Genomic DNA, 25945 nt, shown 5'->3' with positions numbered 1-25945 from the left:
ATTAAAAGGAGAACAGGGATGAAGAAAGCATTATTGATCATACTTGCACTTTCCATGGCGGCAGTTCTTATGCTTGGAGGGTGTTCCGGCGCAGCCGGCACAACCGGGCAGCCGGTGGATGCAGATACGCAAAAGGCAGAAGATACAGAGGACATGAACAATGGGGGAGATAAGACCATAGGCGTTGTATTTTACAGCAAGACAGATGCCTTGGGTTCCGTGGTTTATGCGTTGGTAAATGAAGCTGCCAAAACATGGGGATTAAATGTGAAATGGGAGATTGGCGGCCTTGACAATGATACACAGCTCAACTCGGTGCAGAATCTGATTTCGGGAGGCGTGGATGGGATCGTGATCATTCCGCTGGCTGATACTGTTACGCAAAAGACTTCTGAGATGTGTGAAAAGGCGGGCGTGTACTTTTCGCTCTGCTTTAGGGATATTATTGATGAGAGTATCCGCCGGCAGGTCACATCAAATCCCTATTTTGTGGGAATGACATTTGAAGCTGACTATGATGCGGCAAAGGAAATGGTAAAGATTGCAGCAGATGCAGGGTGCACAAATGCAGGGGTCGGGTACAACTCTCCCACGGTTCCCTATGAGAAACAGGTCACTGCGGGCTTTAATGACGGTATGGAAGCATATGGCATAAATAAACTGGCTGAATACACGATCTCCGATACAGGTGATGCCAATGTGACGATTTCCAATATTGAGAATTTTCTGGATGCCTATCCAAACATGGATATGATCCTTTCAGGTTCCGGTTCACAGGGAATGGCGGAGGCTACCGTACAGCTTCTTACAAGTACAAATGTTAAACTGGTGACAAGAGACTTTTTTACAGGGATGGAAGAAGCCTTTAACAATGGCACGCTGGCTGTGGCCTGCGGAGGCATGGCTCCGGACGCGCTCTACAGTCTGGCAATGTGTTACAATGCAGTTGCAGGAACACCGCTGTCCGATTCCTATATTTCTTGCAGGCAGAAATACATTTTCCTCACAAGCGCAGAGGAGTGTAAGACATTTGAGACGTATTTCGGCTCAGACTTATCCCGTGTAGGCGACATTTATACGGCTGATTATCTGAATACCTTAGTGAGATCCAATAACCAAAGTTTAGATGCCCAGTCCCTTCAGGAAATGATGGATGCTTATTCCATGGAGTGGATTCAGAAACAGGCGGCTTATGCGCAGTAAGCGCTCCAATGATCAGCAACCGGAGCAGCAGGCGAACCGCTGCTTCGGATATAAAAAGGAGTTTGGTATGAATAAGGTTGCAAAAAATATAATTGCAGCACTAAAAACTATGTCCCTGCCGGTGATTTTGATGGTTGTGATGAAACTGGTATTCCCGGAGAATATAGGCATGCGCACGCTGCAGAATATGATCTACCAGTCCGTGCCTGCGGCAATCCTGGCATGGGGAGTCAGTTTTAATATGAAAATAGGAAATTGGGATTTTTCAGTGGGTGCGGCTGCGATGATCTCGGCGATCGTAGGAGGAAACATTGCATCCATGCTGGGGCTGGGTCCGGTGGGGATGCTTGTGCTCTGTACAGGGGTGGGCCTTCTCTGCGGGTGCATCACAGGGACATTGTATTACCTGCTTAAAATCCCTACTCTGATCATCTCCCTTGGCATGGTTTATCTCATGGAAAGTCTTTCGGCAATTATTTTTAACGGAGCTGGTGTGTTTATTACGGGGGAGTATGTTGCACTGACAGAGGCTCTTCCTATGCTTGGCTTTGGGGCAGCGGCGCTTGCTTTTTCCATATTTTTATTCTATGCAAGACCGTTTGGTTACCATGTCCGTGCAGTGGGCAACGGTGCTGCGATCGCAGCCCAGGAAGGGATCGACATATATAAGGTGAAATTCAGGGTTCTTGTGATTGCAAGCACATTTGCCGGGCTCTATGCATTTGCGACACTTGCAAGAACCGGGGTGTGGAAGGCATCATCCTCTCCCATGAGTACAATGGGCACTTGCTTTGATGCAATGATGTGTGTATTTATCGGCCAGGCCCTTGGAGCGGCCACCAATCAGTTTATTGGCATCTATTTCGGAAGTGTAACCCTTCAGATGGTGAAGCTGCTGATCATTCTCCTGGGCATCAAGAGTACCTTTACGCAGGTCATCATTTCCATGATCGTACTGGTGTTTATGTGCATATCCACACGGGCGGATCATAACAATAAGCTTCAGCTGCAAAAGGGCAGGGTAACAGCCTGACAGGAGGCAATGGTAAAACTTAATGCTTAGGAGATTGATATGAAAATTTGGAAAATTGGTGTTGTGGGCTGCGGGAATATTGCGGAAACCGTCTATATTCCCCAGATGGAAAAAATTAAAAATGCCAGGATCGTTGCAGTGTGTGACAGCAATGGAATGCGTGCAAAGCAGATTGCAGAAAAATTCGGAATTGAGGAATATTATGACGATATTGACGAATTTCTGGCAAGATCAGAGGCAGAGATCTGCATGAGTATTTCATCGATCATCGGACGCCATGAAGTGAACATGAAGATTCTGGATGCCGGGAAACACCTGTATTCACAAAAGCCCTTTGCGCCGGATGTTGAAGCTGCGACCCGGCAGATTGAACTGGCAAAAAGGCGTCATGTGGTGCTTTCCACCGCGCCTGTGCATCGAAACCGTCCGGAAATACGACTGGCTAAAAAGCTGATCGGAGAGGGAATGATCGGACATCCCTCCCTGATCAAAATGGATGTGACCCATGGCGGCCCTGAATATTATCAATACAGGGACACGGATCCTTCCTGGTTTTATAAAAAAGGGGCGGGTGCCCTTACGGATCTGGGCGTTCACGGGATCGACCAGGTGGTCGCCCTGATCGGACCGGTTAAGAGCCTGTCCTGCATGGCGACTGTCTCTGAGCCCAAACGTACCATCCGCTCAGGGGCTTTGGACGGGCGGCAGTTTGACAGCAATGAGCTTCCTGACAATTATCTGATCTCACTTGATTTTGGGAACGGAACCCTTGGGATGGTAAATACCGGGTTTATAGAAAAGGCAAATGTACATCCATGTGCCGGGATTGAGGTGTATGGTGACAGGGGAACCATTGCGGTGGACGGAGGCATTGGCTATGCAGGGACTGCCCCTGTGCATGTATATGTGGACAAACCGGAAATAGGGCTGCGGGGATGGATCGATCCGCAACCTATTACAGAGCAGCCGCAGGAGGAGTATTTTCAGGCGCAGGTGATCACTGATTTGATCGAGGCCATTGAACATAATCATGGCCCAAGGCTTTCGCCGGAACATTCACGCCATGTAATTGAAGTGTTGGAAGCAATAGAAAAAGCGGCGGTAACAGGGAACAGGATCACCCTGTCCACCACCATCTGACAGAGGGGAACGGCATGGGACAAATATTTAGAGGACTAGCCCATATAGGGCTGTTTACAGATGATTATAAGAACACAATGCACTTTTATACAGAGCAGCTGCCCTTTCAGATCATAAAGGAAACAGTGGAAGAACATGAGGGTGATACAAGCGGATACTACCCGATGCAGTGGGCCCTCATAGAACTGAATGGCCTATATCTGGAAATCATGCAATGCGCCAATCAAGCATGTGTGGAGAATGGGGTGGCAGGAGCCTTCAACCACCTGGGAATCAGTGTCAGCGACCTGGACCGGGCAATAGACGAACTAAAACATAAGGGTATAGAAGATGACAGGTTTGAGGCAGTTGCAGTGAACGGCCAGCTGTTTCCGGGGCATGTTTACCGTTCCTGCCGGATCAAAGGGGCTAACGGAGAGTTGATTGGTCTCTATGAGATGGATAATCAGAACTTCTTTGATTTTTAATACCGGGAATCTGTTAGGGATGGAGAGAATAAATGGGAATTTTATGCATTGATGTGGGAGGCTCTTTCCTGAAGCATACCGTGTTGGATGACGAATTGGACATCAAAAAGGTAAGCAGTGCTGTCACTCCGCGGAACGATCTGAACAGTTTCCTCAGGGAGATCAGGAAAATTTATGACAGATACCAGGGGATATCCGGCATTGCGGTGAGCATCCCGGGAATCATAGACACGGAAAGAGGGTTCATGTATACAGGCGGATCCCTGGACTATATACGGGATATTCCAATGGCGGAAACGATCAGTGAACTCTGTGATGGTTTACCGGTTTCCATTGAAAATGATGCCAAGGCTGCTGCGACCGCGGAGCTGTATGCAGGTGTTTTAAAACACGCAAAAAACGGTATTATCTTAACCCTTGGCACTGCTGTGGGAGGAACGGTCATTGTAGATAAAAAGATCCTGCGGGGAAAAAATCTTTTTGCAGGGGAAATGTCATACGCGATCTACCATGATGACGGGGTGAGGGATGACAGTTGGGATGTCCAGAGCAATATGTGGGGGTGCAGAAGCATTCCGGCCCAGATCGTCCGCACATACGGCGATGAGGCACTGCGGTGTGAGGATATATTTGACAGGCTTGTAAAGGGGGACCCAAGGGCGGATCAGGCGGTACGGGCAGCGGCAAGGGATGCGGCTCTTCTGGCCCATAACTTACAGTGCATCTTTGACCCGGAAGTGATCGCCTTTGGCGGCGGCATCAGCGCGGAACAGGATTACATTCAGCTGATCAGGGAAGAGGCAAAAAAGATAAATGGGCTTTTCCATGGAGTCGTTCCTTTGCCCCGGATCGAAGCATGCAGGTTTTATAATAATGCGAATTTGTTAGGTGCATATTTCGCATTCCAGAACATGGACAGATCTGCTGCAGGGGAATGGTCCGTTAGGGGAAAGGGGGTACTGCAGGCTTGAAAAAAACATATAATTGGGGAATTATGGGGCCTGGCTTTATTGCAGACAAAGTGTTGCCTAGTTTTGCCAAGGCAGAAGGGGCCAGGGTTCTTGCAGTTGGGTCAAACACTCCGGGCAAAGCCGGCGCATTTGCTGGAAAGTGGAAAATTCCAAGAGCCTATGAGAATTATGAAGCATTGGTAAATGATCCGGACGTAGACATAATTTATATAACAACCCCCAATGCGTTTCATTTGGATCATGCCAGACTGGCAATGGAACATGGGAAAAATGTGTTGTGTGAAAAGCCCTTTGCACTGAACGCAAAGGCAGCTGAAGAGATGAAGGTATGTGCCGAAAAGCAGGGCGTTTTTCTGATGGAAGCCATGTGGACGCGTTTTATGCCGGCCGTCATAAAGATAAAAGAGTGGGTTGACCAGGGAGTGATAGGGGAGGTCCATCAGGTTGTTTCAGATTTTTCCTATGATCATCCCTATGACCCGGGATACCACCTGTATGATCCGAAAGCAGGGGGAGGAACCCTGTTAGACGGAGGAATCTATCCCCTTTCTTTTGCAGGATATATATACGGGGAGTGTCCAAGGGAGTATTTCGGATATGCAAACCTGAAAAACGGGGTGGATGTGCGGGACAGTGTAGTTCTTAGATTTTCCCAGGGGCAGATGGCATCTTTTATCTGCGGGGCGGATACCGCATCCCCGTGGTGCAGTATGATCTACGGGTCAAAAGGGTGCATCCGGGTACCGTCCTTTTTTGCGGCCTCCGGATTTGAGATGGAACATTATGAGAGCGGAAAAAAGCAATGCGTCAGTATGCCTTTTGAAGGCCTGGGATATCAGTTTGAACTCTGTGAAGTGATGAACTGCATTGACCAAGGGAAAAAGGAGAGCAGCCGTATGCCGCTGGCGGAATCCGTAACTTATATGAAGGTGATGGACGCTCTCCGGCAAAGCTGGGGAGTGGTTTATCCCGGTGAATCAAGAAGGGCGGGAGTAGAAAATGGATATTTTAAAACAGCCGATTAAAATAGGACCGATTAATTTGTCATCGCGCCTTGTCATGGCGCCCATGGAAACGGGAAAAGCGGACAATAACAGGGTATCCCAGGCATTATGTGACTATTATGATGAAAAGTCCAGAGGAGGATATCTGGGAATGGTTATTACAGAACATTGTTATGTGAGCCCGGAAGGGCGGGAAGGGAAAGCCCAGCTTTGCGCAGCATGGGATGACTGCATCCAAGGCCTCAGCAAAATAGCGGATGTCATACATAAAAACTCCGTACCGGTGATCCTGCAGATCAGCCATGGGGGAAGCAAAGCCAGACGCTCCATTACCGGAATGGATCCCATCAGCGCAAGCGCAGTCAAGATACCGGGAAGGCAGGGGCAGGAGGAACTGCCGAAAGAAATGGACCAGGCAGAGATAGACAGGGTTGTTGCCTGTTTTACGGATGCAGCGGTACGGGCAAAAAAGGCAGGGTATGACGGAGTTGAACTACATTCTGCCCATGGATATCTTCTGGACCAGTTCTATTCCCCGTGTACCAATAAGAGAGTGGGAGATTATGCGGGAACCAATCTGGCTGGAAGGACCCGCATTCATGTCAGGATCATTGAGGGGATCAGAAAAGCGGTGGGAGATGATTTTCTGATCTCTGTCAGGCTGGGAGCCTGCGATTATATGGAGGGCGGGGCAATTAAAGAAGAGGCGGCAACCGCCGGTAAGATTTTACAGATTGCCGGAGCGGATCTGATCAGCGTATCAGGCGGAATGTGTGATTATATGCGGCCGGGCCACAAAGAACCCGGATGGTTTGCGGAACTTTCGGAATGCATAAAAAAGGAAAGTTCCATACCGGTACTTTTGACCGGAGGGATTACTGAAAAGGCCTGGGCAGAACAGCTGCTCTTGGCAGAGAAAGCAGATCTCATCGGAATTGGAAGGGCTATTTTAAATGATTCCAGTCTTCCAGAACGATTTTTAACTTCAACCCAATAACTTCAATCAAAACAACGCTAACCGAATAACTTCAATCAACTCCAATAGAAAAGGTGTAAAATGATGAGTCGAATTCAATTTCCGGAACATTTTATGTGGGGAGGAGCAGTGGCTGCCAACCAGTGTGAAGGCGCGTACCGGGCAGATGGAAAAGGCCTGTCGATCCAGGATATTATGCCAAGAGGAATCAAAGGGGAGCCAACCCGGGAACCCACCGTGGATAACATGAAACTTGTGGCAATCGATTTTTATCATCGGTACAAAGAGGATATTGCCATGTTTGCAGAAATGGGCTTTCAGGTATTCCGTTTGTCCATTGCCTGGACCAGGATCTTCCCCAATGGGGATGATGAGAAGCCCAATGAAAAGGGACTGCAGTTTTATGATGATGTGTTTGATGAATGCCGCAAGTATGGGATCGAGCCCATGGTCACAATCTCCCATTATGAGACACCGCTGCATCTGGCAAAAAAGTATGACGGATGGCGGAGCAGAAAAATGATCGAGTATTATATGAAATTTTGCAACGTGATTTTTGAGCGGTATAAAGACAAAGTAAAATACTGGCTGACCTTTAATGAGATCAATTCCATTCTGCATCAGCCCCTGATCAGCGGCGGCATCTTGACACCCAAAGAGAAATTGACCAGGCAGGATCTATATCAGGCGATCCATCATGAACTGGTGGCATCGGCAAAAGCAGTAAAAATGGCCCATGAGATGATGCCGCAAGCAAAGGTGGGCTGTATGATCCTGGCAATGCCCACCTATCCCTTGACGTCCAGGCCGGATGATGTATTAGCGGCAATGAAGGCTGAGCAGAAAAACTACTTTTTTGCGGACGTGCAGGTACGGGGCAGGTATCCCAAATATCTGGACACCTATCTTAAGAAGGAAGGCGTAAGCATTCAAATGGAGCCGGGGGATGAGGAAGCGCTGAAACATACAGTGGACTTTATTTCCTTCAGTTATTACGTCAGTGTGTGCGAAAGCGCTGACCCCATGGAAAAGGGGGAGGGAAATCTCATAGGAGGATTAAAGAATCCTTACCTAAAGTCCAGTGAATGGGGCTGGCAGATCGATCCGGTGGGCCTTCGGATCGTCCTGAACCAGTATTATGACCGGTATCAGAAACCATTGTTTATTGTGGAAAACGGCCTGGGAGCCGTGGACCGGCTGGTCAAGGACGAACAGGGGCAATGGACGGTCAATGATAATGAACGGATCGAATATATGCGGCGCCATCTTGTGGAAGTGGGCAGAGCTCTGGAAGATGGGGTGGATATCATGGGATACACTGCGTGGGGATGTATCGATCTGGTGAGTGCTTCCACGGCAGAAATGCGCAAACGTTACGGACTGATCTACGTTGACCGTGATGATAATGGAAAAGGGAGTCTGAAACGGTATCGGAAGAAATCCTTTTATTGGTACCAAAGAGTGATCCATACAAATGGATTAAGTCTTATGGAGAAAACAGGAGGAGCGGAAGATGTATGAATTACTATTTAAACCTGGAAAAATAGGGAATCTGGAGATTGGCAATAGATTTGTAATGCCGGCCATGGACAGTCACTACACCACGACAGAGCATCAGTTTACCCACCAGGCGCTGAATTATTACGGAGAACGGGCCAAAGGAGGATTTGGACTGATCATCACGGAGTATCTCTGTGTGAGTGAGGAAGGGCTGGCCGGTAAGACCCAGGCCGGGATCTATGATGACCGTTTTGTGCCCATGCTGGCAGCCCTGACTGACAGGATCCACAGCGAAGGCGGTCTGGTTTTCGCACAGCTTCACCATGCGGGCCGTCTTCAGGGAGCAGGTGCCACTCTTTTGCCGGCAGTGGGAGCCGGCCATATTACGGTTCCGGGAAAGGCGGAGAGGGTACATGAGCTGACTGGGGAAGAGATTGGGGAAATGATCCGAAAATTTGTCCGGGCCGCAGAGCGCGCAAAGAAAGCGGGATTTGACGGAGTGGAGATACACGGAGCTCACGGATATCTGCTGGCCCAGTTTTTATCCAAGGGCGTAAATAAAAGAGTGGATGAATATGGAGGAAGTATTACGAACCGTGCCCGGATCGTATGCCAGCTGATCTGTGCGGTAAAGGCAGCATGTGGAACTGACTTCCCGGTCTGCGTCAGGACCAGCGGAGATGAGGGATATCACGGGGGGAACAGCATTGAAGACGCTGCTGCCCAGGCAATGCTGTTTGAAGCAGCGGGCGCAGATGCGGTCCACATATCCTGCGGGGATCCAATCCGGCCATACTATACCAAAACCGCCTTTAATATGGAAAATGTTAAAAAGGTCAAGTCAGTATTAGGAATCCCGGTGATCGGAGTTGGAAGGATCAATGACCCCTCTCAGGCCGTCTGCGCCCTTGCGGCAGGGTGTACGGATTTTGTGGCGTTGGGCCGGCAGTCCATCTGTGATCCCCATTTCCCTGAAAAAGTAAAGGAGGGGAGACTGGGAGAAATCTATACCTGCACGGGATGCCTGCAGCGCTGCTTTTACAGTGATTCCTTTGAGGAGGGCGAAGGAACCTCCTGCATGATGAATCCATTCAGCGGAAAAGAAGGTCTGTGGATTGTTGGGCCGGCTGATCAGAAAAAACGGATCGGTATCGTAGGAGCCGGACCGGCCGGGCTTCAGGCGGCCTGGATACTTGCAGAACGGGGGCATCAGGTGAAAGTCTTTGAAAAGGATAAGACGGCAGGCGGACAATATCGTTTGGCCAGTGTTCCTTCCATGAAGCAGGATCTGGCAAAAACCATCAGCACTTATCTGGAGTTCTGCAAAAAGTATGGGGCAGAAGTGGTCTATGGAATAAAGGCTGACCCAGAGCAGCTAAAGCGGGAAGGATTTGATTCAGTGATCCTGGCAACGGGCGCAGTGCCCGTGATTCCCAATATTGAAGGCATTGAGGGCGGCCAGGTGTGTCTGGCCCAGGAAGTCTTAAAATGTGAAAAACAGTTTACAGGCAAAAATCTGCTGATTCTGGGAGCAGGGCTGGTTGGAGCCGAGACAGCGGAATTCCTCAGCGAATATGGAAACCATGTGACGTTGGTGGATATGTTAAGCCAGGCCGCTCCTCTTGCGCCCAGAAAGGTGAGGGACAGGCTGGTCAGGAATCTGGAGGGATCTGGCGCTCGCTTTGTTTTTGACAGCCGGGTCTTGAAGATAAAACAGGATGGAATCGATTATGAGAAGAACGGTACGATAAAGCAGCTGTCCGGATATGACGGGATCATACTTGCATTTGGGGCCAGGCCAAACAGGGAACTCCATGAGCTGCTGACCGATTTTGGAGGCCAGGTCTATTGCATTGGGGATGCACTGGAAGCCGGGGATGCAAAAAAAGCGATTTACGAGGCCACACAGCTGGCAATGCAGCTGTAATTCACCATATTTGGCCATGTCCTTCCCATCCGCTTTACAGTCCGGCCAACAGCCGTTATAATCAGTTTAGGCACTTATGAATGCCGGACTAAGCAGAGGGCAGGCGGGGAAAAGAGATGGACTTCACAGGGTTATTTGAGATTCAGGGAATGCTGTTCAGTATCATGATATTAGGTCTTTTACTCAAAAAGAAGGGTGTTATAAAGGAACAGAGCCAGGAACTGCTGACGGATCTGGTGGTCTATGTGACCCTGCCGTGCAGCATCGTTCGTTCCTTTGAGATCGAGTTTGATCATGAGATCCTGGTCAATTGCCTGATCATTCTTATCGTTGCCCTGGGGATCCAGGTCGGCTCCTATATCCTGAGTTTTATTCTCTATCCCCACATGGGCGAAAGGCGCAAAAAGGTTCTTCAGTACGCCACCATATGTTCCAATGCGGGAATCCTGGGCAATCCCATAGCGGAGAGCATTTTCGGCCCCCTGGGCCTTCTCTATGCGTCCATATACCTGATCCCCCAAAGGACATTCATGTGGTCGGCCGGACTTACCTACTTTACCGAGGCGCCGGATAAAAAGACACTTGTAAAAAAGGTGATGACACATCCCTGCATTCTGGCAGTGGGCCTGGGGCTGGTCCTGATGATCTCAGGCATCAGGCTCCCGTCCGTGGCAGAGCAGACCGTAAAAACACTGGCCTCGGCCAACACTGCCCTGTCCATGCTGTTTATCGGAAGCATTCTGGCAGGGGTGAGCTTTAAGTCCCTGTGGAACCGCGTCACCCTATATTATTCCCTGATCCGCCTGGCATTCATCCCCTGCCTGATCTATCTGTTCTGTCTGGCATTCCATGTGGAGCCGGTGGTGACAGGTGTATCCGTGGTATTGGCCGGAATGCCGGCTGCCAGTGTCACGGCTATCCTGGCAGCCAAGTATAAGTGTGATGCGGTGTTTGCGGCAAAATGTGTGGTTTCGTCCACATTGTTGTCCATGGTGACCATACCGGCTTTGTGTTTGATGGTTCGATAATTGATATAAATCTCTTTACTCAAGCAGCTTCCTCACCATCTCAGCGCTAAAGGTAACCTGAGAGACATGGTTCACCTCGATCTGGTAAAGGGCGTTGGCGGCTATATGCTCCGCGGCCTGCTCCAGATCACGGATCCCGGTGGTGTTGCTGTATTTCTCAATGACAGCGCAAAGGGCTTCCTCTGTCACAATGCATTCGTTCGCGCCCATGCTCATCCGCTTTAGGACTTTTGGCAGGGCATACTGTGAGAATATGATCTTCTTTTCCTCCGGTGTATAGTCCGGAATGTCAATGACTGCAAAACGTGACATCAAAGGCGCGCTGATCTGATCCTTGTTATTGGCAGTGGCGATGGGATAAACGCCCACGGTGGGGATCATACACTCTATGTAATTATCCGTAAAGCCCAGGTTATCAAGAAGGGTTAAAAGCACATCCGCGGGGTTGCCGTTGCCCTTTCCTGCGGCTGCCTTATCCAGTTCATTGATGATAAAGACCAGGCTGGATTCCCCGGCCATGGAGAAGGCTTCCATGATGATCCCGGGCTTTGCGTTTGCGTAGATCCGGGAACTGCCGGTCAGCTGCTCAGGATCGTTGATGGAACTCATGTCCAGGGTGGTCCACGGAAGCTTCAGGATACGGGCCACCGCATAGGCGATCTGGGATTTCCCGGTTCCGGCCGGTCCCACCAGCAAAAGGCCGTATGCGGGAAGGGTATGGGTGCGGTTGATCTGTATGATGGTTTCAATGATCCTTTGTTTTACACGCTCCATTCCATAAAGCTCTTCGTCCAGGATCCGGCGCGCTTCCTGCGGGTCGATGGCCTCAAAGTAATTGTTCTTCCACTGTATATTCATCATAATGGAAAGGGCGCGCTGGGCATGACGCCGTTCTTCGGGGGAGACTTCATGGGAGCGGGCGACCGCAAGATTCCTTCTGGCCCACAGCCGGATATTGTCAGGCATGGTCCTGCCCGCGCAGGTCATAAAGTCCGTGATGCTCTGCAGGCTGGTAAGCCTCATATCATCCCCTGTCTCATCCAGGTCATCCTCCTCGTGCTCATCTGCAGGCGCGCTGCTTGCCAGCAGCCGGTCGATCATAAACTGGAGAAAACCATCTTCAGCCGATAGCTTGGTTCCGCCTCCGGAGGCAGTTTCACGTATTTTGTAAACCGCATACCCCTCATCCCGGTTCTCGCCGGACAGGCGCACATTGATGTGGTTTTCCCCCAGCCATTGAAGGAGGCTGACAAAGCGGGCGTCAATCTGAAGGATATCGGCGCTGTGGGTCCCGTCCTCTTCCTTAAATTCAAAGGTGGTCTGTTTATTGGGATTGGCAAAAACCCCACAGGAATGGTGGCGCCACTTTCTTCTGTGGTTGTCCAGTATCACAATGGGCCGGTCAGGCGAGACCAGGGACTCGTTGGACTGGAATATGGTATAGGTGCATCCGGAACGTTCTGTCTGGTCCGGAGCGCTGGTGAAATCAAATACAGGCATGGTTTGCTCTCCTTTAAATGCAATTAAAATCATTTGTCCACTGAGGATAGACATAATAGTAATATATCATGGGTTTCCACAGGTTTCAACATTCAGAAGCATCAAATGCTGAACACCTTCCGTATCACCTCCGGCACATCCCGTTTCCCCTTATCCGGTTTTGTATAGTTGGGATAGGCCAGGATAAAATTAAACGTTTTCGGCGGTTTAAGGGGAAGGATGAAAAAGTGCCGCTCTGCGTGATCAGGAATCATGGAGGATGGCAGGAAGGTGGCGCCCCTGCCTTCCTCCAGGAAATTCCTGGCCATGATATGATCGTCCACCTCATAGATCCGGTTCAGGGAAATGTGGTGCTTGGCAAGGATCTCATTCTCAATCCCGCGGGTATAGGTCCCGCTTTTTAAAAGGATAAAGGGCAGCGGGTTGCAGTCCTCAATGGTGGGTTCCCTGGTCAGCTGGCCGCGCAGATATGCCCTGGGCACCACTAAAAGCAGCTGGTCCTCGCCAAGCACATCCTCTGTAAGCAGGGTGTGGTTCAGGGGCGGGGAACAGATCAGCGCAAAATCAGCCAGGTCGTTGAGCAGATAAGCTACACTGACCCTGGAATCCGCCCGGAGCAGCTGAAAATCAGTACCAGGCAGCCGGGTGTTTAGTTCCGGGATGATCACAGAAGCCGCTTTCTCATAGAGCATTGGAGCAGCGGCGATCCGGACGGAGTGGTGCTTTTGAGGAATGACATTCAGCTTATCCATGGTGTCTTTCTGGATCTTGAGGATCCTGCGGGCCCCTTTCAGATAGATCCGTCCGGCCTCGGTTGGGACCATCCTGTGGTTTTCGCTTTTAAACAAGGTATGGCCCAGCTGGGCTTCTTCATTTTTCAGGCACTGGCTGACCGCGGAGGGTGAGATAAAATAAGCGTTTGCCACTCCGGTCATGGTCCCTATTCGTTCCAATGCCAGCATATATTCAAATCTTGTTATATTCATAAGCATCTATCCTCAATTTCCTTTGTTCAAGATAATAATCAGCATACTGATGCATGTAATAGGGCGATCCCCAGTTATTCATCACAAGATGGATCAGATATTCTTCCGCGTCCGAAAGGGGATGTCCGCTTCGCAGGCCGATTCCCTGGTACACAATGATGCGGGGGGAGAGGGAGTACACGGAAATGCCGTCCTCCGGATTGTAGTAAGAGTCCGGGATCATGGCGGCGCCCACTCCGTTCAGCACCATTTCATAGAGAAGGGGGATCACGTTGGAACGGAAAATGATATTGGATTCCAGTCCGGCGTTCCGGTACAGGGTAAGGACCATGTCGCCGTAGGAGGTCTCGGAAGCAGTGGTCAGGATCGGGGTGCCGGCCAGGTTTGCCAGATCCATTGCCGGATAGGGCTGGTTTGGAGGCAGGGTTTTGTAATCGTAGGAGAGAGGGTGGCCTTTGGGCAGCATGACCAGCAGCTCCTCATCCATGAATTTCAGGTATTCCAGATTGGGCAGGCTGGTCTCCATGGCGCCTAAAAGGGACATGGTGATCTCGCCTTCGGAAAGCATTTTCTTAAGGACGGGGTTTTTGTCGCTTACAAACTGGAGATCGATATCAGGGTATTTACGGCGGAACTCGGAATAGATCTTTGCAAACGCCTGGGCGCCCCTGATCGGGCTTCCTCCCAGAATGATACTCTGTTTTGATTTCTGGGATAATGCGTCCAGCTCCCTACGGATCTCAAGTGCGGCCTCCAGGCATTCCCTGCATCCCTCCAGATAGATCTGCCCTGCTTCCGTGAAGACAAGGCCGTTCCTGGAACGGATCACCAGGGGCATGCCGATCTCCTGTTCCAGGTCCAGGAGCCATTTGGAAAGGGCGGGCTGGGACAGGTTAAGGCGCCGGGCCGCTCTTGTGAGGGAGCCCTCGCCGGCCAGTGCGGCCATATATTTCTGATCTTTCAGATACATGGAAAACCTCCATAACTTTTACTTAAAATTAACATAATTTTTATATTGTTGTCAATAAGAAAAATTTAAACTATACTAAAAACACAGAATCAACAAGGATATTGAGTGATTCCTAATTGCCGGCAAATTAGGGGATATGTCCATTCAAAATCCGTAGAAGAGACAATTGAATAAATTTTACTTAAAATATAAAAAGTATGAGGGGGTTCATTTATGCAGATGTATATTGTGTTAGGATTGCTGGTCTTTATGATCGCCATGTTCTTTACCCATAAGGTCCCTTATGGCGTGACCACCATGACCTGCTGCGTAATGCTTGCTTTAACAGGTGTGTTTGATATTTCAACTGCATTTTCAGGTCTGGCCAACAAGACCACGATTCTCATTGCCTGTATGTTTACGGTTGCCTATGCCTTTGGAAAGACCAGTCTCATTAACAAGGTGCGCAACAGCATGGAGCGGATCAAGGGAAAGAGCGGACTGGCATTTATTATCTTTTTATTCCTGGTGACCATTGTCCTTGCACAGCTGATGGGCAGGACAGCCATTATTTCCATTGTGGCACTGTTCCTGGTTTCACTGGATGATAAGGATGAGATCTGCGCTTCACGTATGATCTTTGCGGCATTTGCCGTTATGGCTGCGTGGAGCCTTAAATTCCCGGTAGGGCTGGGTGCAACCATGTCGCCCACAGCAAACGCTTATTATGAAGGGATCATCAATAATCCCGACCTGATGCTTCTGCCCGGGGATTTTATCAAGGTATCCTTTATCCCCGCCACTGCGCTTACGGTTTATGCGCTGTTTGCATGGAAATTCATTCCCAGGCATGGGGTCAATACTTCGGATGTAAAAGAGGTAAAGGAAGCTGCCGCCATCTCAAAGCGGGATGAGACCATTATCAATATTGTGTTTATTGGTGTTCTCCTTGGATTCATTTTCGGTGCAAGGATCGGTAACCTGATGTATGTGATCCCGGCCGCCGGCGTTCTTGTGCTGCTTTACACAAAAACCCTGACAACCAAAGAGACGGTCAACTCCCTCACCGGTGACATGGTGTGGATGATCGCCGGTGTTCTGGTCATGTCGGACGCCATTGGTAAGTCCGGTGTGGGCGATATGATTGGCAACTGGCTTCTTATCCTTCTTGGGGAAAAGCCTTCCGGCATGTTCGTACTGTTTGTTTTTGCAGTGACTACCATTGTGATGACCACATTCATGTCCAACACGGGGACAGCCGCTGTTCTGACACCCATTGCCGCATCCCTTTCCATGGTGGCGGGCATGGATCCCAGGGGGATTGTACTGATCATTAATATTGCTTCCATCATGGCCATTGCATTTCCAAGCGGGTCCGCTGAGTGTGCCCTTGCCTTTGCCATCGGCCAGCACGAGCCGGGTAAACTTCTTAAGTTTACAATGCCTTACCTGTTGATCGCGGTTGTGACCCTCGTTGTATCAGCCAGCATTTTCTTTCCGGTATATCCGGCTTGATCAGATTAAAAAGAGAGGTGTTTTGTATGAGATCATATTTACAGGAACCGGTGGCCCAGGCACTGCCTGACGCGTCCCTGGTTACCATTGACAAGCAGCATTATTACAGACAGTTCCTGCACGGATATTACCAGTTTGACTGTGGGGTGGGAGAGGGCGTGACCCGTTCCTCAAAATTTTACATACCGGAAGGATCTGTGTACAATCAACCCACTGTGTTTATCGGTGTGCCGGGCGGATCTAACCCATGGGAGTTTATGGTGGACAGCGGCTGGAAGGAATTATCGGATCAATACGGGCTTTATCTTGTGCTCATGGAAGCAAAAGATGAGAAGGGATGGAATAATGACAAAGAGGATCTGGATTATCTGAACGCCCTGAATAATGACCTTGCGGTCCGGCCCATGTTCTGCTCCTTCCAGGCCAATTTCTATGCCGTGGCTTATGGGGATTGCGCTGATGCGGTGGGCGCCCAGAGCAGGATGATGCCAAGGGCGTATGCGGCCTTAGCCCTGCTGGGGACAAAGGGAATGACGGAAGAAGAGGTAAGGACCCTGCAGGCATCGCCATCCCGGGTGGAAGGCATTTCACTCAGTGAAGTGCAGTGGCCGGTATGGCTTGGCTTTGCCGGAAAGGATGAAGCTGCCCGGAGGATGATCGGCTATTACAGGCATTCAAACCACAGTATGGAATCTCCTGTGGAGGATGGGAGCAGGATGATCTGGCATCCGCAAAAGGGCGGCACTGTGGATGAGCATTGGTGCGCAAAGGTGGTGGCTGATTTCGGGCCATGGAAGGCGTGGGTGGGCCGGGAGTACAGCGAAGCGATCCTGACAGAGCTTTTTGACGGGATCTACCGCTACCCGGGTACTAACAACGGCGCCCTGAGACAGGCGGGCAATATCTACCAACGGGGATTTGAAAAGTTTTCGGCCGATGTGTGGGGCGGATACTATGCGGACCGCCGCGATACGTACCGCAGGGAGTGGTATGTATATGTCCCCGAGTCCGCGCCAACAGACAGGGAACTGCCCGCCCTGTTTGTGTTCCATGGGGCAGGAGGCAGCGGGGATGAGATCGCTGACCGCATTGGGTGGAGTTATGTGGCGGATCAGTATGGGTTTATGATCATCATGCCCACCGCGTCTGAGCCGAATGAGGTGCGCTCCATCAGCGGACTTAAGACCAATAACATTTTCCGGGCCATGTGGAATACCGGATATCCCCAGCCGGAGCGGCCCGAGGATATGAGGTTCCTGGACTTTTTGTACCAGTGGCTGACCGGCCATTATCCGGTTGACAAAAGCCGTGTCTACGGAAGCGGCCAGTCCTCAGGCGGGATGATGAGCTGGGCCTGCGCTGCCTACCGCCCTGATTATTTTGCGGCAGTGGCTCCATTTTCCGCAAGGCACACCGACATAGAGGCAGTGGAGCGGGGAGAAAAGGAGCGGCCGGCCGTGCAGGGCTCCCTGATACCCATCATAGCCAATCTGGGCTGCTGCGATTCCGCGTTTAAGGGCGGATTTACACAGGCGGAGAAACTGGTGGACCACTGGTGTAACCGATACGGGCTCACAAAGAAATGGGCGGATTACAGCTACATGGACGGCGGGAAAAACTGCAGCTTTAAGGAAGGGCTGGTGACCCATTATATATTTGAGACAGAGGACCATGTGCCCATGCTGCATTTGACGGAGACCGATACAAAGGCCCATGCCACCTGGCCCAGCGAGTGTGAGTATGTGTGGAATGAATTTATGGCAAAATTTACAAAGGACCCGGAAACAAAAGAACTGTATTATGAAGGGAAAAAGATTGGAATAATCTGATGATGACTGTTATAATAAAGGTAGAAGCCGGCTGACGAAAGGAAAATGGAAACATTGGAAAATGGAGGGGCTATGTGGCATTATACCAAATGTACATCAGAGGACAGGAAAGAAAAATTAAGACAACTGGCAGATGCTTTTAAAAAGGAAAACGATTGTCTGAGATACTTATCCGGCGTACAAAGCTATATCAGCAGCGCGCAGACCACAATGGTGCTGCTCCAGGATCTGGACGCCAACCTGATGATTGAAATGGATTATGTTCCCATTAACAACTATATGTTCCATGTGGTCTGCATTAAGGATAACGGGATCAAGGAACAGGGACGGCCCTGCAGGACCGTTATGCAGGCAGTGGATGAGTTTTGGGGTTGGATGGAAGGCGGATCCAGGAGGTAGGCGGGCAGAGCCCGGTGAAGTTTTGGGGGTGCGGTTCAATTGGAACCGCACCTTTTTTGCAGGCAGGATTGTTTTATGGTTTGGATTGTTTATGATCATTGCGAAAAGGGTTTTTATGAATTATCTGAATGCACTTGTACCATATACATTATATGAAAAGAACTGCGGGGGAATATTGGAATCCCTTGGGGAGTTTATTTAAACTTTACCTTTATCCTGTATAATTGAAAAAGCTCAGAGGTGCTGCCTGAGAGGGAAAAGATACTTATATCCAAAAGGAAGCAGGAAAGCTTAAGCGGGCTTATACCAAGCTGCAAAGCAGATGAAGGAAAGGAGCAATTATGAAAAAAGTAATTATGAAAAAAGGTGTGTGCGGTTCTATTTTAATGGTTCTTATATTGTCGTTTCTATCTTCCGCATGCAGCAAACATGCAGATAACGGCAGTGGTAAAAATGCTGCGACACTGCTGATTGATGCCAGAACAACGCAGTATTTTACACAGGAGCGTGTTCCTGAGGCGGATATGGAGCATATCCTTCAGGCAGGAATAAATGCCCCCAGTGCAATGAACCAACAGCCATGGCATTTTACGGCTGTAACAAACAGGGAGATTCTGCAGCAGATATCGGATGAAATGTCTGCAAACCGCCCGGCACAGGCAGATAGGGGTGAATCAACGGTTAAAAAAGCAGGAATTGCGGATGCACCTTTAGCCATCATCATATCCTGTCAGGAGGGTTCTGAATTTGATGCTGGCCTTGCCTGCCAGAATATGCTTGCGGAGGCAAAACTGCTGGGGTATGGTAGAAAGATCCTCTCATCCCCAACCATTGTCTTAAACGGCGATAAAAAGGCGGAATACAGATCCCTGCTGGGAATACCGGAGGATCAAAGCGCAGCCGCAGTATTACTGGTGGGGAGTGAGGACCGCTCGGCAGATGAAACAATGGATGGAGTGACAGGGCCATCGGTCCGCAGCAATGCGGCTGATATGGTGACGTATGTGACTTCGGAGTAGGAAAAAAAATCAGTTTATTTGGTACGCAGATTCTTCACAGCGTTTTCAGCTTAATTTAATGTTCTCATGCTATATTAAAAAAGAGGTAAAAAAAGTGCGGAGGAGAGCAGCTTTGAAGAATACTATAATTCGGGCAACGGCCATTTGCGTAACGGCGGCCATGTTATGTTCTGCGGCCGGGTGCAGCCGGATAGCTGGTGAAACGGCCGGAAGTACGGAACAAATAAGTGATAATGCAGCAAAAACAGGCAGTGTGATATTTTCACGGGAAAGTGGCTTTTATGAGCAGGAGTTTGTGTTGGAACTTTCCACAGACACGGAGAATGGGATCATCCGATATACGCTGGACGGCAGCGACCCAACGGATGGATCACCGGAGTACGCAGCGGGAATCACAATTACGGACAGAACCGGCGAGGAGAACCTGCTCTCGAATCAGGCTGCCGGCACGCTTGGACAGGGCGGAGGCTTTGGCAGCGGAGGGGGAATGCCTGGAAACCGGCCAGGCGGTTTTCAGGTTCCCCGGCCGGAGGGCTCCAACCTTTCCATGGAGCAAGGCAATGATCCAAAAGGAGCAGATACGGACAGCAATGAACCGAAACCTGCAAATACAGACAGAGAACAGCGCGGGCCTGGCAATGGCGGCGGCAGAGGTCCTCGTGGAGGTTCTTTATCGGCGGAACCGGCGGAAAATGTGTTTAAGGGAACCGTGGTGAAGGCAGCGGTATTTTCGGCAGACGGGGCTATATTATCCCGTATCTCGGTCAAGTCATATTTTGTCAGCCAGAATATTATGTCGCGGTATGGCAGCCTGCCGGTGGTATCCGTTGTCACCGACTCGTCCAATCTCTTTGACGAGGCGACCGGTATTTACGCCAATTACAGCCAGTCCGGTTCCGACTGGGAAAGGCCGGTGTATTTTGAACTGTTTGAACCGGCCGGTACGTTGGTGGTTTCCCAGAACATGGGGGTGCGGATCAACGGAGGCACGACCCGGTCACTGGCACAAAAGGCTTTGCGTTTTTACGCCAAGGATAGCTATGACAAGGAGAACCCCACCATAGAGTATGAGATTTTTGATGGTCTGACAAAGTCCTGTAATGACGATATCCTTGCCACATTCAAGCGGATTATTTTGCGCTCCAGCGGCAATGACAATTCCGGCACTCTGTTCAGGGATGCATTGATGCAGGAACTTGTCAGTGATCTGAATGTGGACACCCAGGCAGCACGGCCCTGCGTTGCTTTTGTAAACGGGGAATTTTGGGGTATATACAATATCCGTGAGCGATACGATGACCATTATTTTGCAAACCATTATGATATTGATGGGGACCGTGTGACGGTCCTGGAGATTGCAAGCGGAAACAGCACGCCCGAGGTCAGCGAGGGGGAAGAAAGCGATCTGGAATATTATGAGGAGATGTGGAATTTTTTCAATGACCATTCCATGGCAGATGAAAGCAGCTACCAGAAAGCGTTGGAGTATGTGGACATAGATAATCTCATGGATTACCATATTGCCAATATTTATTCCGCCAATACGGACTGGCCGGCCAATAATAACGTTTTCTGGCGGTACAGGACAGAGAACGGCGGATATGACGGCGGAGCGGAGTGGTACAAGGACGGGCGCTACCGTTGGATCATCAAGGATATGGACTGGGGTTTTGGGCTGATGAGCGATCAGACCAACGATACCTTGTCCCATGCCCTGAATGAAAGTTCATCCGGAAGACGGGGCAGTGGTTTCACTTCCTCCCAATCAACACTGATATTCAGACGCTTGCTGGAAAACCAAGGGTTCCAGGCCGGATTTATCAACCGGTTCTGCGATGTGATGAATACAAATTATAACGCCGGCACGGTGGCGGAAGCGATCAGCAACTGGAAATCAGAGATTGAGCCTGCCATCGATGAACAGGCGAACCGTTATCCCGGCTCCGTACCAGGCAGGGAAAGCTGGGAAGCTGCCGTGGACAAGATGGTCCGGTTCGCGCAGGAACGCGCCGGATACATGGAGGGCTATTTGCAGGAACGTTTCTCCTTGTCAAATGTTGTGGACGTGACGCTTTTTACGGACAGTGAGGCCGGTTTTATCCGTATCAATGATACTGATATTACAGAAGAAACAAAGGGCGTGTCCGATGCCTCATCCTGGAGCGGACGGTATTTTGCGGGGACCGCGCAGCGCCTTAGGGCAGAGGCAAAGGATGGCCATGGGTTTGTCAAATTCGTGGTAACGGATCTGGCGGAAGGTACCACAGTGGAATATAGAGATCCTGCCATTGAGGTGACGCTGGGGAGTGCCGGTACTAAAGCTGAGGCCGTGTTTGAGTAGGGCGTCTGGAAATGTCCGATGGAAGGTTTAAAACCAGGGACTGTTTGTGATCAGCTTTTAATATGGGGGTGCATAGGATCCCTTCGCTTTCCACCGGATAGGGCAGGATTCCAATATCGCAGGTATGAGCGATCACATGGTTTACGATATCGTCAGGATTCTGGATACTGGATGAAATGGACATGTCAGGATAATGGGAGGATAGCTCCGGGAGTACGGTCCACAAGGGTGCAGGGGCACAGGATTCAACAGTAACGGAATGGAGGCTTTTGACAGTGTGCCGTAATAAGCAAATGCTACAAACTGTTCTAATTCTATCAGATTCAGCATGGCAGCTCCTTGTTTTAGTATTCATTTTATGAAATATTAGGAAGCCTACCGGGCCATGGAGGAGGCATATGGGTCCGGGAAGATCCGGTCCATGGGCGTCAGTGTATTTGATTTTGCCCTGAACGATGAGGAGATGGAGGCACTTGCCGGGCTGGACCAGGGGCGTAAGCGCATTTTGAGGGATTCCCGCGGAATTTAATGTGGCCTCCAATGAGGTTCCGGTGCTGATCGAAGGTTTCCTGACAGATATTTCAGTAACTAAGACAGCCGGTTCCGGCTCTGTAAAGCAGGGAGCACAACTGACCTACACCATCACAGCGTCAAATGCAGATCCGTCCTCAGCGGAAAATGTAACATTGACCGACAGTATACCAGCTGCACTCACCGGAGTGGAATTTTCCACGGATGGCGGAGTGACATTTAATCCATGGCCGGGGATCCTGGGCTTTGGCACCATGGTAAGCGGGAAAACACAGACGATCCTGATCAGGGGGACGGCTCGTCCGGACGCTCAGGGAAGCATTTCCAATACCGCGGACGTAACTTCCACACCACCGGATCCCATTCGGATAACAACACGTCAACTGCCGCAACGGCCATTATTACGCCTAGATGCCAGGCCCTTGCAGATGTGATGGATTCGGAACTGTTTCCATGTTGGAAAACACACTTCAGGCAAAGCTGCAAAGCGCAGCCTCGCAGCTGGATGATTGTTTTCAGATAAGAATATAAAGATAGTCTGAAGACATAAAACCTCTATGGATCGGCCTGCTGACAGGAGCAGGGGATTTCCATAGAGGTTTTTTTAAAATATCTTACTCAGTTTCTCCGCCACATCGGCCATCTTCTGCATATGGAAACTCATTTCCCGGACAGCAGCTTCATCATCATGGCTGCATATGGCATCGGTTATGGCTTTATGCTCGCGGATGGAGCGGTTTAGCCTTTCCTGGGTGTAGGAGGACTGCTTGGAACGGGTATAGAGCACGGCCTCATTCAACAGGTTTTCCATGATGGCGATAATGGCTCCGTTTTTGGAGGCGCGGATGATCGCCATGTGAAAACGGATATTTTCCTCATGCCATGGGCTGTAGGCACTGGCTTCCCGTTCGTAGGCCAGACAGGCGTCCCTGATGGCTTGAATGTCGTCCTGTGCGGCACGCTTGGCAGCCAGTCCTGCCGCAGTCACTTCCAGGGAAATTCGGACTTCGATCAGGGACTGCAGATCCACTGTGTCCAGATTCAGTACTTTTTTAAATATGGTGGCTCCGGGCTGCCGGCTTTTCAGCATGGTACCTACCTGGGGGATGACATCAAACATGTCTTCATGGGCCAGCTTCTGGATCGCATTGCGCAGCTGGCCTCGGGAAATATTCAGTTTTGCGGCCAGCTGCCGTTCGGACGGGAGGAGGGAACCCACCTGTAGATCATTGTCCTGTATAAACTGGATCAGTTTTGTTTCGGCAGACGCTGTCTTATCTTTATCTTCATTCATTGTGATTCCCCTTTTCTAAATGTATTAAAAAACCCTGATAGGGGTGGTCCTTTTATTATACTAAATATTACAGGTATTTCAAGTTCCGCCAAAAATTCATAAAAGAATTGACATTGAGCAGCAACCTTGTTATAATATTAACAACACTGGTTAACCAATGGATAACCAGAATAACAAATGAAAAGAGGAGGTTTTTTATGTTACAGGGGATTTTGATCATTGCTATTTTTTTGGTGTTTGCATTCTTGATCTTTAAGAATAAAATACCTACGTTTCTCGCTCTGATGGCTATGGCCATTCTGATCGGTATTGTGGGCGGCGTGCCTCTTAATGGAAAGGAAGGGATCCTGTCAAGTATATTGGAAAAGGGTTCAACGGGAATGGCATCTTCCATTATGGCCCTGATTTTCGGCGCATGGCTGGGCGAGATCATGACCGCCACAGGAGTGACAAAGGATATTATCAGGCGTGCCACGGAACTGGGAGGGAACCGGCCGCTGCTTTTATCATTTATCCTGAATATTGCGGTCATCCTGCTGTTTACCGCAGTTACCGGCCTGGGGGCAACCATCATGATCGGTACTCTGGTGCTGCCTATTCTGCTGGCTGTAGGGATCACACCGGTTGTGGCAGGGGCAATGTTTATCTTTGCCAGGGCAGTCGGGCTGATTCTCAATGTAGCTCAGTGGCAGCTTTACATGAGTGCAGCCGGTCTGGAAATTAATGATATCAAGCCATATGCCCTGATCGTTATGGGAGTGGGGATCCTGGGACTGCTGGTATTCATGCTGATGGAAGTGAAGATGAAGGGGAGAAAGGCCTGGGCTGTCACGGTTACACCTGAGGCCGGGGATGATATCAAGGTTAATCCATGGGCGCTTCTGATGCCTGTTATACCGTTTCCGCTGATCCTTGGATTAGGCTGGCCTATTGTTCCGGCTCTGATGGCGGCCTGCACATATGGAGCAGCAGTTACCACTGGAAGGGCGATGCTGAAAACCCTTGCCAAGACAGGCCCCACTGCTGTAAAGACCGCGGCCCCTTCCATTATGATCATGGTTGCCATCGGTATGGTGATCGCATCGGTGGGCAGTCCTGAAGTATCTGCAAGCATGGCCGGACTTATGAGCCGCATACTGCCTCATGGCCGGATGACATACATCCTTTTCTTTGCACTGCTTGCTCCCCTTTGCCTGTACCGCGGCCCCTTCAATATGTGGGGATTGGGAAGCGGTGTCCTGGGGCTTATGATTGCTTCGCAGATTTTGCCGGTACATGCCATTGTGGCGGCGTTCCTGGCCTGCCATCTGTTCCTGCTGGCTTGCGACCCGACCAACTCACACCATGTATGGGCGGCTGACTATCTAAAGATTGAAGTGTTTGATCTGACAAAGAAGTCTTTCCTGTATCTGTGGGTGACGGCAGCGGTTTGTATTGGAATCTTTGGCTTTATTGCGTTTTAACATAGGGAGATAACAGTGGAAATATAAAAGTGAGGAGATCGGTATTATGTTGAATTATAAAGTGGGTTTTATTGGAAGCGGGAATATGGCACATGCCATCATGAAAGGGATCGTGGACAGCCGGACCGTGGCGCCGGAGCATATTTATGTGTTTGATATTGACCGGCAAAAGCTGGAGTCCATGAAACAGGAATATGGAGTAAATCCTGTGAACAACAATGTTGAACTGACCCAGTGCTGTGATCTCCTGATACTGGCGGTGAAACCATACATATGCCAGCTTGTGCTGGATGAGATTAATCCTTATCTCAGGCAGGAACATATGCTGGTATCCATTGCAGCGGGATGGAGTACGGAAAAACTCAGGACAGCTGTGGCAAAAAGAGCCAAGGTGCTAAAGGTCATGCCTAATACTCCAGCCATGGTAGGAGCCGGTGTCATGATTTTTAGTAGGGATAATGATCTCAGTCCTGAGGAACTGGAGAATGTGAAAGTGCTTTTTTCAGCCAACGGTCTGGTAGAATTGCTGGATGAGGATAAGATGTTTGCCACAACCGGCATCAGCGGTACCATACCTGCCTGCGTCTCCATGTATATAGAGGCGCTGGCGGACGGCGGAGTAGCCAATGGCCTTCCAAGGGACTTTGCGCTGCGGGTAGCTGCCCAGGCAGTGATGGGTTCTGCAAAAATGGTTCTGGAGTCGGGTAAGCACCCGGGCATCCTGAAAGACCAGGTGTGTACACCTGGAGGAACTACCATAGAGGCGGTGTGTTCACTGGAGGAGGATGGGTTCAGGGGAACCGTAATACGTGCCTGCAACAGGTGCACTAAGAAAAGTTTCGATATGCTGAAAAAATAAATGCAGGAGGG

At 50.0% G+C, this 25945-nt stretch carries 23 protein-coding genes; 19 read left to right on the top strand and 4 right to left on the bottom strand.

The window, feature by feature from the left end; translation table 11 throughout:
• Positions 1-18 precede the first annotated feature (18 nt).
• The 10 genes from HMPREF9469_RS05445 (at position 19) to HMPREF9469_RS05400 (ending at position 11249) form a co-directional block, all read left to right on the top strand.
• Entirely contained in the window at positions 19-1203 is a 1185-nt protein-coding gene (locus HMPREF9469_RS05445; protein ID WP_007859967.1) for a sugar ABC transporter substrate-binding protein, read from the top strand.
• Between the two features lie 67 nt (positions 1204-1270).
• The gene (locus HMPREF9469_RS05440; protein WP_007859966.1) at positions 1271-2236 is read left to right on the top strand and encodes an ABC transporter permease; all 966 of its coding nucleotides are present in this window, start codon (positions 1271-1273) and stop codon (positions 2234-2236) included.
• A gap of 39 nt (positions 2237-2275) precedes the next feature.
• Positions 2276-3376 (top strand): Gfo/Idh/MocA family protein, encoded by a 1101-nt coding sequence (locus HMPREF9469_RS05435; protein WP_007859965.1) that lies wholly within the window; start codon positions 2276-2278, stop codon positions 3374-3376.
• A gap of 14 nt (positions 3377-3390) precedes the next feature.
• Positions 3391-3843 (top strand): VOC family protein, encoded by a 453-nt coding sequence (locus HMPREF9469_RS05430; RefSeq protein WP_007859964.1) that lies wholly within the window; start codon positions 3391-3393, stop codon positions 3841-3843.
• 32 nt (positions 3844-3875) lie between these two features.
• On the top strand, positions 3876-4814 hold the full coding sequence (locus tag HMPREF9469_RS05425) for an ROK family protein (RefSeq protein WP_007859962.1): 939 nt from the start codon (positions 3876-3878) through the stop codon (positions 4812-4814).
• A complete protein-coding gene (locus tag HMPREF9469_RS05420) occupies positions 4811-5839 on the top strand; it encodes a Gfo/Idh/MocA family protein (protein ID WP_007859961.1) in 1029 nt (342 codons plus the stop codon). The genes HMPREF9469_RS05425 and HMPREF9469_RS05420 overlap by 4 nt, the downstream gene beginning before the upstream one ends.
• The gene (locus HMPREF9469_RS05415; protein WP_007859959.1) at positions 5814-6815 is read left to right on the top strand and encodes an NADH:flavin oxidoreductase; all 1002 of its coding nucleotides are present in this window, start codon (positions 5814-5816) and stop codon (positions 6813-6815) included. The genes HMPREF9469_RS05420 and HMPREF9469_RS05415 overlap by 26 nt, the downstream gene beginning before the upstream one ends.
• A 60-nt stretch (positions 6816-6875) precedes the next feature.
• Positions 6876-8315, top strand: a complete 1440-nt coding sequence (locus tag HMPREF9469_RS05410) for a glycoside hydrolase family 1 protein (protein WP_330363642.1) — start codon at positions 6876-6878, stop codon at positions 8313-8315.
• Positions 8308-10221, top strand: coding sequence for an NAD(P)/FAD-dependent oxidoreductase (locus HMPREF9469_RS05405; protein WP_007859957.1), 1914 nt, complete (start codon positions 8308-8310; stop codon positions 10219-10221). Before HMPREF9469_RS05410 ends, HMPREF9469_RS05405 begins: the two co-directional genes overlap by 8 nt.
• 116 nt (positions 10222-10337) lie before the next feature.
• The gene (locus HMPREF9469_RS05400; protein WP_007859956.1) at positions 10338-11249 is read left to right on the top strand and encodes an AEC family transporter; all 912 of its coding nucleotides are present in this window, start codon (positions 10338-10340) and stop codon (positions 11247-11249) included.
• Positions 11250-11264: 15 nt separating this feature from the next.
• On the opposite strand, the gene HMPREF9469_RS05395 is transcribed toward HMPREF9469_RS05400, so the two are convergent.
• From HMPREF9469_RS05395 to HMPREF9469_RS05385, 3 genes are all read right to left on the bottom strand, one after another.
• On the bottom strand, positions 11265-12749 hold the full coding sequence (locus HMPREF9469_RS05395) for an AAA family ATPase (RefSeq protein WP_007859955.1): 1485 nt from the start codon (positions 12747-12749) through the stop codon (positions 11265-11267).
• Positions 12750-12850: 101 nt separating this feature from the next.
• Complete coding sequence (locus HMPREF9469_RS05390) at positions 12851-13735, bottom strand: LysR family transcriptional regulator (protein ID WP_007859954.1); 885 nt, start codon at positions 13733-13735, stop codon at positions 12851-12853.
• Positions 13716-14705 carry a LysR family transcriptional regulator gene (locus HMPREF9469_RS05385; RefSeq protein WP_007859952.1) on the bottom strand — a complete coding sequence of 330 codons (990 nt, stop codon included), beginning with the start codon at positions 14703-14705 and terminating at the stop codon, positions 13716-13718. The genes HMPREF9469_RS05390 and HMPREF9469_RS05385 overlap by 20 nt, the downstream gene beginning before the upstream one ends.
• A gap of 213 nt (positions 14706-14918) precedes the next feature.
• Between HMPREF9469_RS05385 and HMPREF9469_RS05380 the strand changes: the two genes are divergently transcribed.
• From HMPREF9469_RS05380 to HMPREF9469_RS05350, 7 genes are all read left to right on the top strand, one after another.
• Complete coding sequence (locus tag HMPREF9469_RS05380; RefSeq protein WP_007859950.1) at positions 14919-16199, top strand: SLC13 family permease; 1281 nt, start codon at positions 14919-14921, stop codon at positions 16197-16199.
• Positions 16200-16225: 26 nt separating this feature from the next.
• Positions 16226-18028, top strand: a complete 1803-nt coding sequence (locus HMPREF9469_RS05375; RefSeq protein WP_007859948.1) for a CE1 family esterase — start codon at positions 16226-16228, stop codon at positions 18026-18028.
• A gap of 72 nt (positions 18029-18100) precedes the next feature.
• Complete coding sequence (locus HMPREF9469_RS05370) at positions 18101-18427, top strand: hypothetical protein (RefSeq protein WP_007859947.1); 327 nt, start codon at positions 18101-18103, stop codon at positions 18425-18427.
• A 341-nt stretch (positions 18428-18768) separates the two neighbouring features.
• Complete coding sequence (locus tag HMPREF9469_RS30545) at positions 18769-19446, top strand: nitroreductase family protein (RefSeq protein ID WP_007859945.1); 678 nt, start codon at positions 18769-18771, stop codon at positions 19444-19446.
• A gap of 112 nt (positions 19447-19558) precedes the next feature.
• On the top strand, positions 19559-21787 hold the full coding sequence (locus tag HMPREF9469_RS05355) for a CotH kinase family protein (RefSeq protein WP_007859944.1): 2229 nt from the start codon (positions 19559-19561) through the stop codon (positions 21785-21787).
• Positions 21788-22172: 385 nt separating this feature from the next.
• Positions 22173-22316, top strand: coding sequence for a hypothetical protein (locus tag HMPREF9469_RS31930; protein WP_007859941.1), 144 nt, complete (start codon positions 22173-22175; stop codon positions 22314-22316).
• Positions 22317-22338: 22 nt separating this feature from the next.
• On the top strand, positions 22339-22752 hold the full coding sequence (locus HMPREF9469_RS05350) for a DUF11 domain-containing protein (RefSeq protein ID WP_157140259.1): 414 nt from the start codon (positions 22339-22341) through the stop codon (positions 22750-22752).
• Positions 22753-22922: 170 nt separating this feature from the next.
• On the opposite strand, the gene HMPREF9469_RS05345 is transcribed toward HMPREF9469_RS05350, so the two are convergent.
• Positions 22923-23612, bottom strand: a complete 690-nt coding sequence (locus HMPREF9469_RS05345) for a FadR/GntR family transcriptional regulator (RefSeq protein ID WP_007859939.1) — start codon at positions 23610-23612, stop codon at positions 22923-22925.
• Positions 23613-23809: 197 nt separating this feature from the next.
• Between HMPREF9469_RS05345 and HMPREF9469_RS05340 the strand changes: the two genes are divergently transcribed.
• Together HMPREF9469_RS05340 and proC are read left to right on the top strand one after the other, a co-directional pair.
• Positions 23810-25075 (top strand): hypothetical protein, encoded by a 1266-nt coding sequence (locus tag HMPREF9469_RS05340; RefSeq protein WP_007859936.1) that lies wholly within the window; start codon positions 23810-23812, stop codon positions 25073-25075.
• Positions 25076-25121: 46 nt separating this feature from the next.
• A complete protein-coding gene (gene proC, locus HMPREF9469_RS05335; RefSeq protein ID WP_007859935.1) occupies positions 25122-25934 on the top strand; it encodes a pyrroline-5-carboxylate reductase in 813 nt (270 codons plus the stop codon).
• Positions 25935-25945: the final 11 nt, after the last annotated feature.

This window comes from [Clostridium] citroniae WAL-17108 (assembly GCF_000233455.1).
Taxonomy (GTDB): Bacteria; Bacillota; Clostridia; order Lachnospirales; family Lachnospiraceae; genus Enterocloster; species Enterocloster citroniae.
This window is presented reverse-complemented; position numbering and strand designations above follow the sequence as displayed.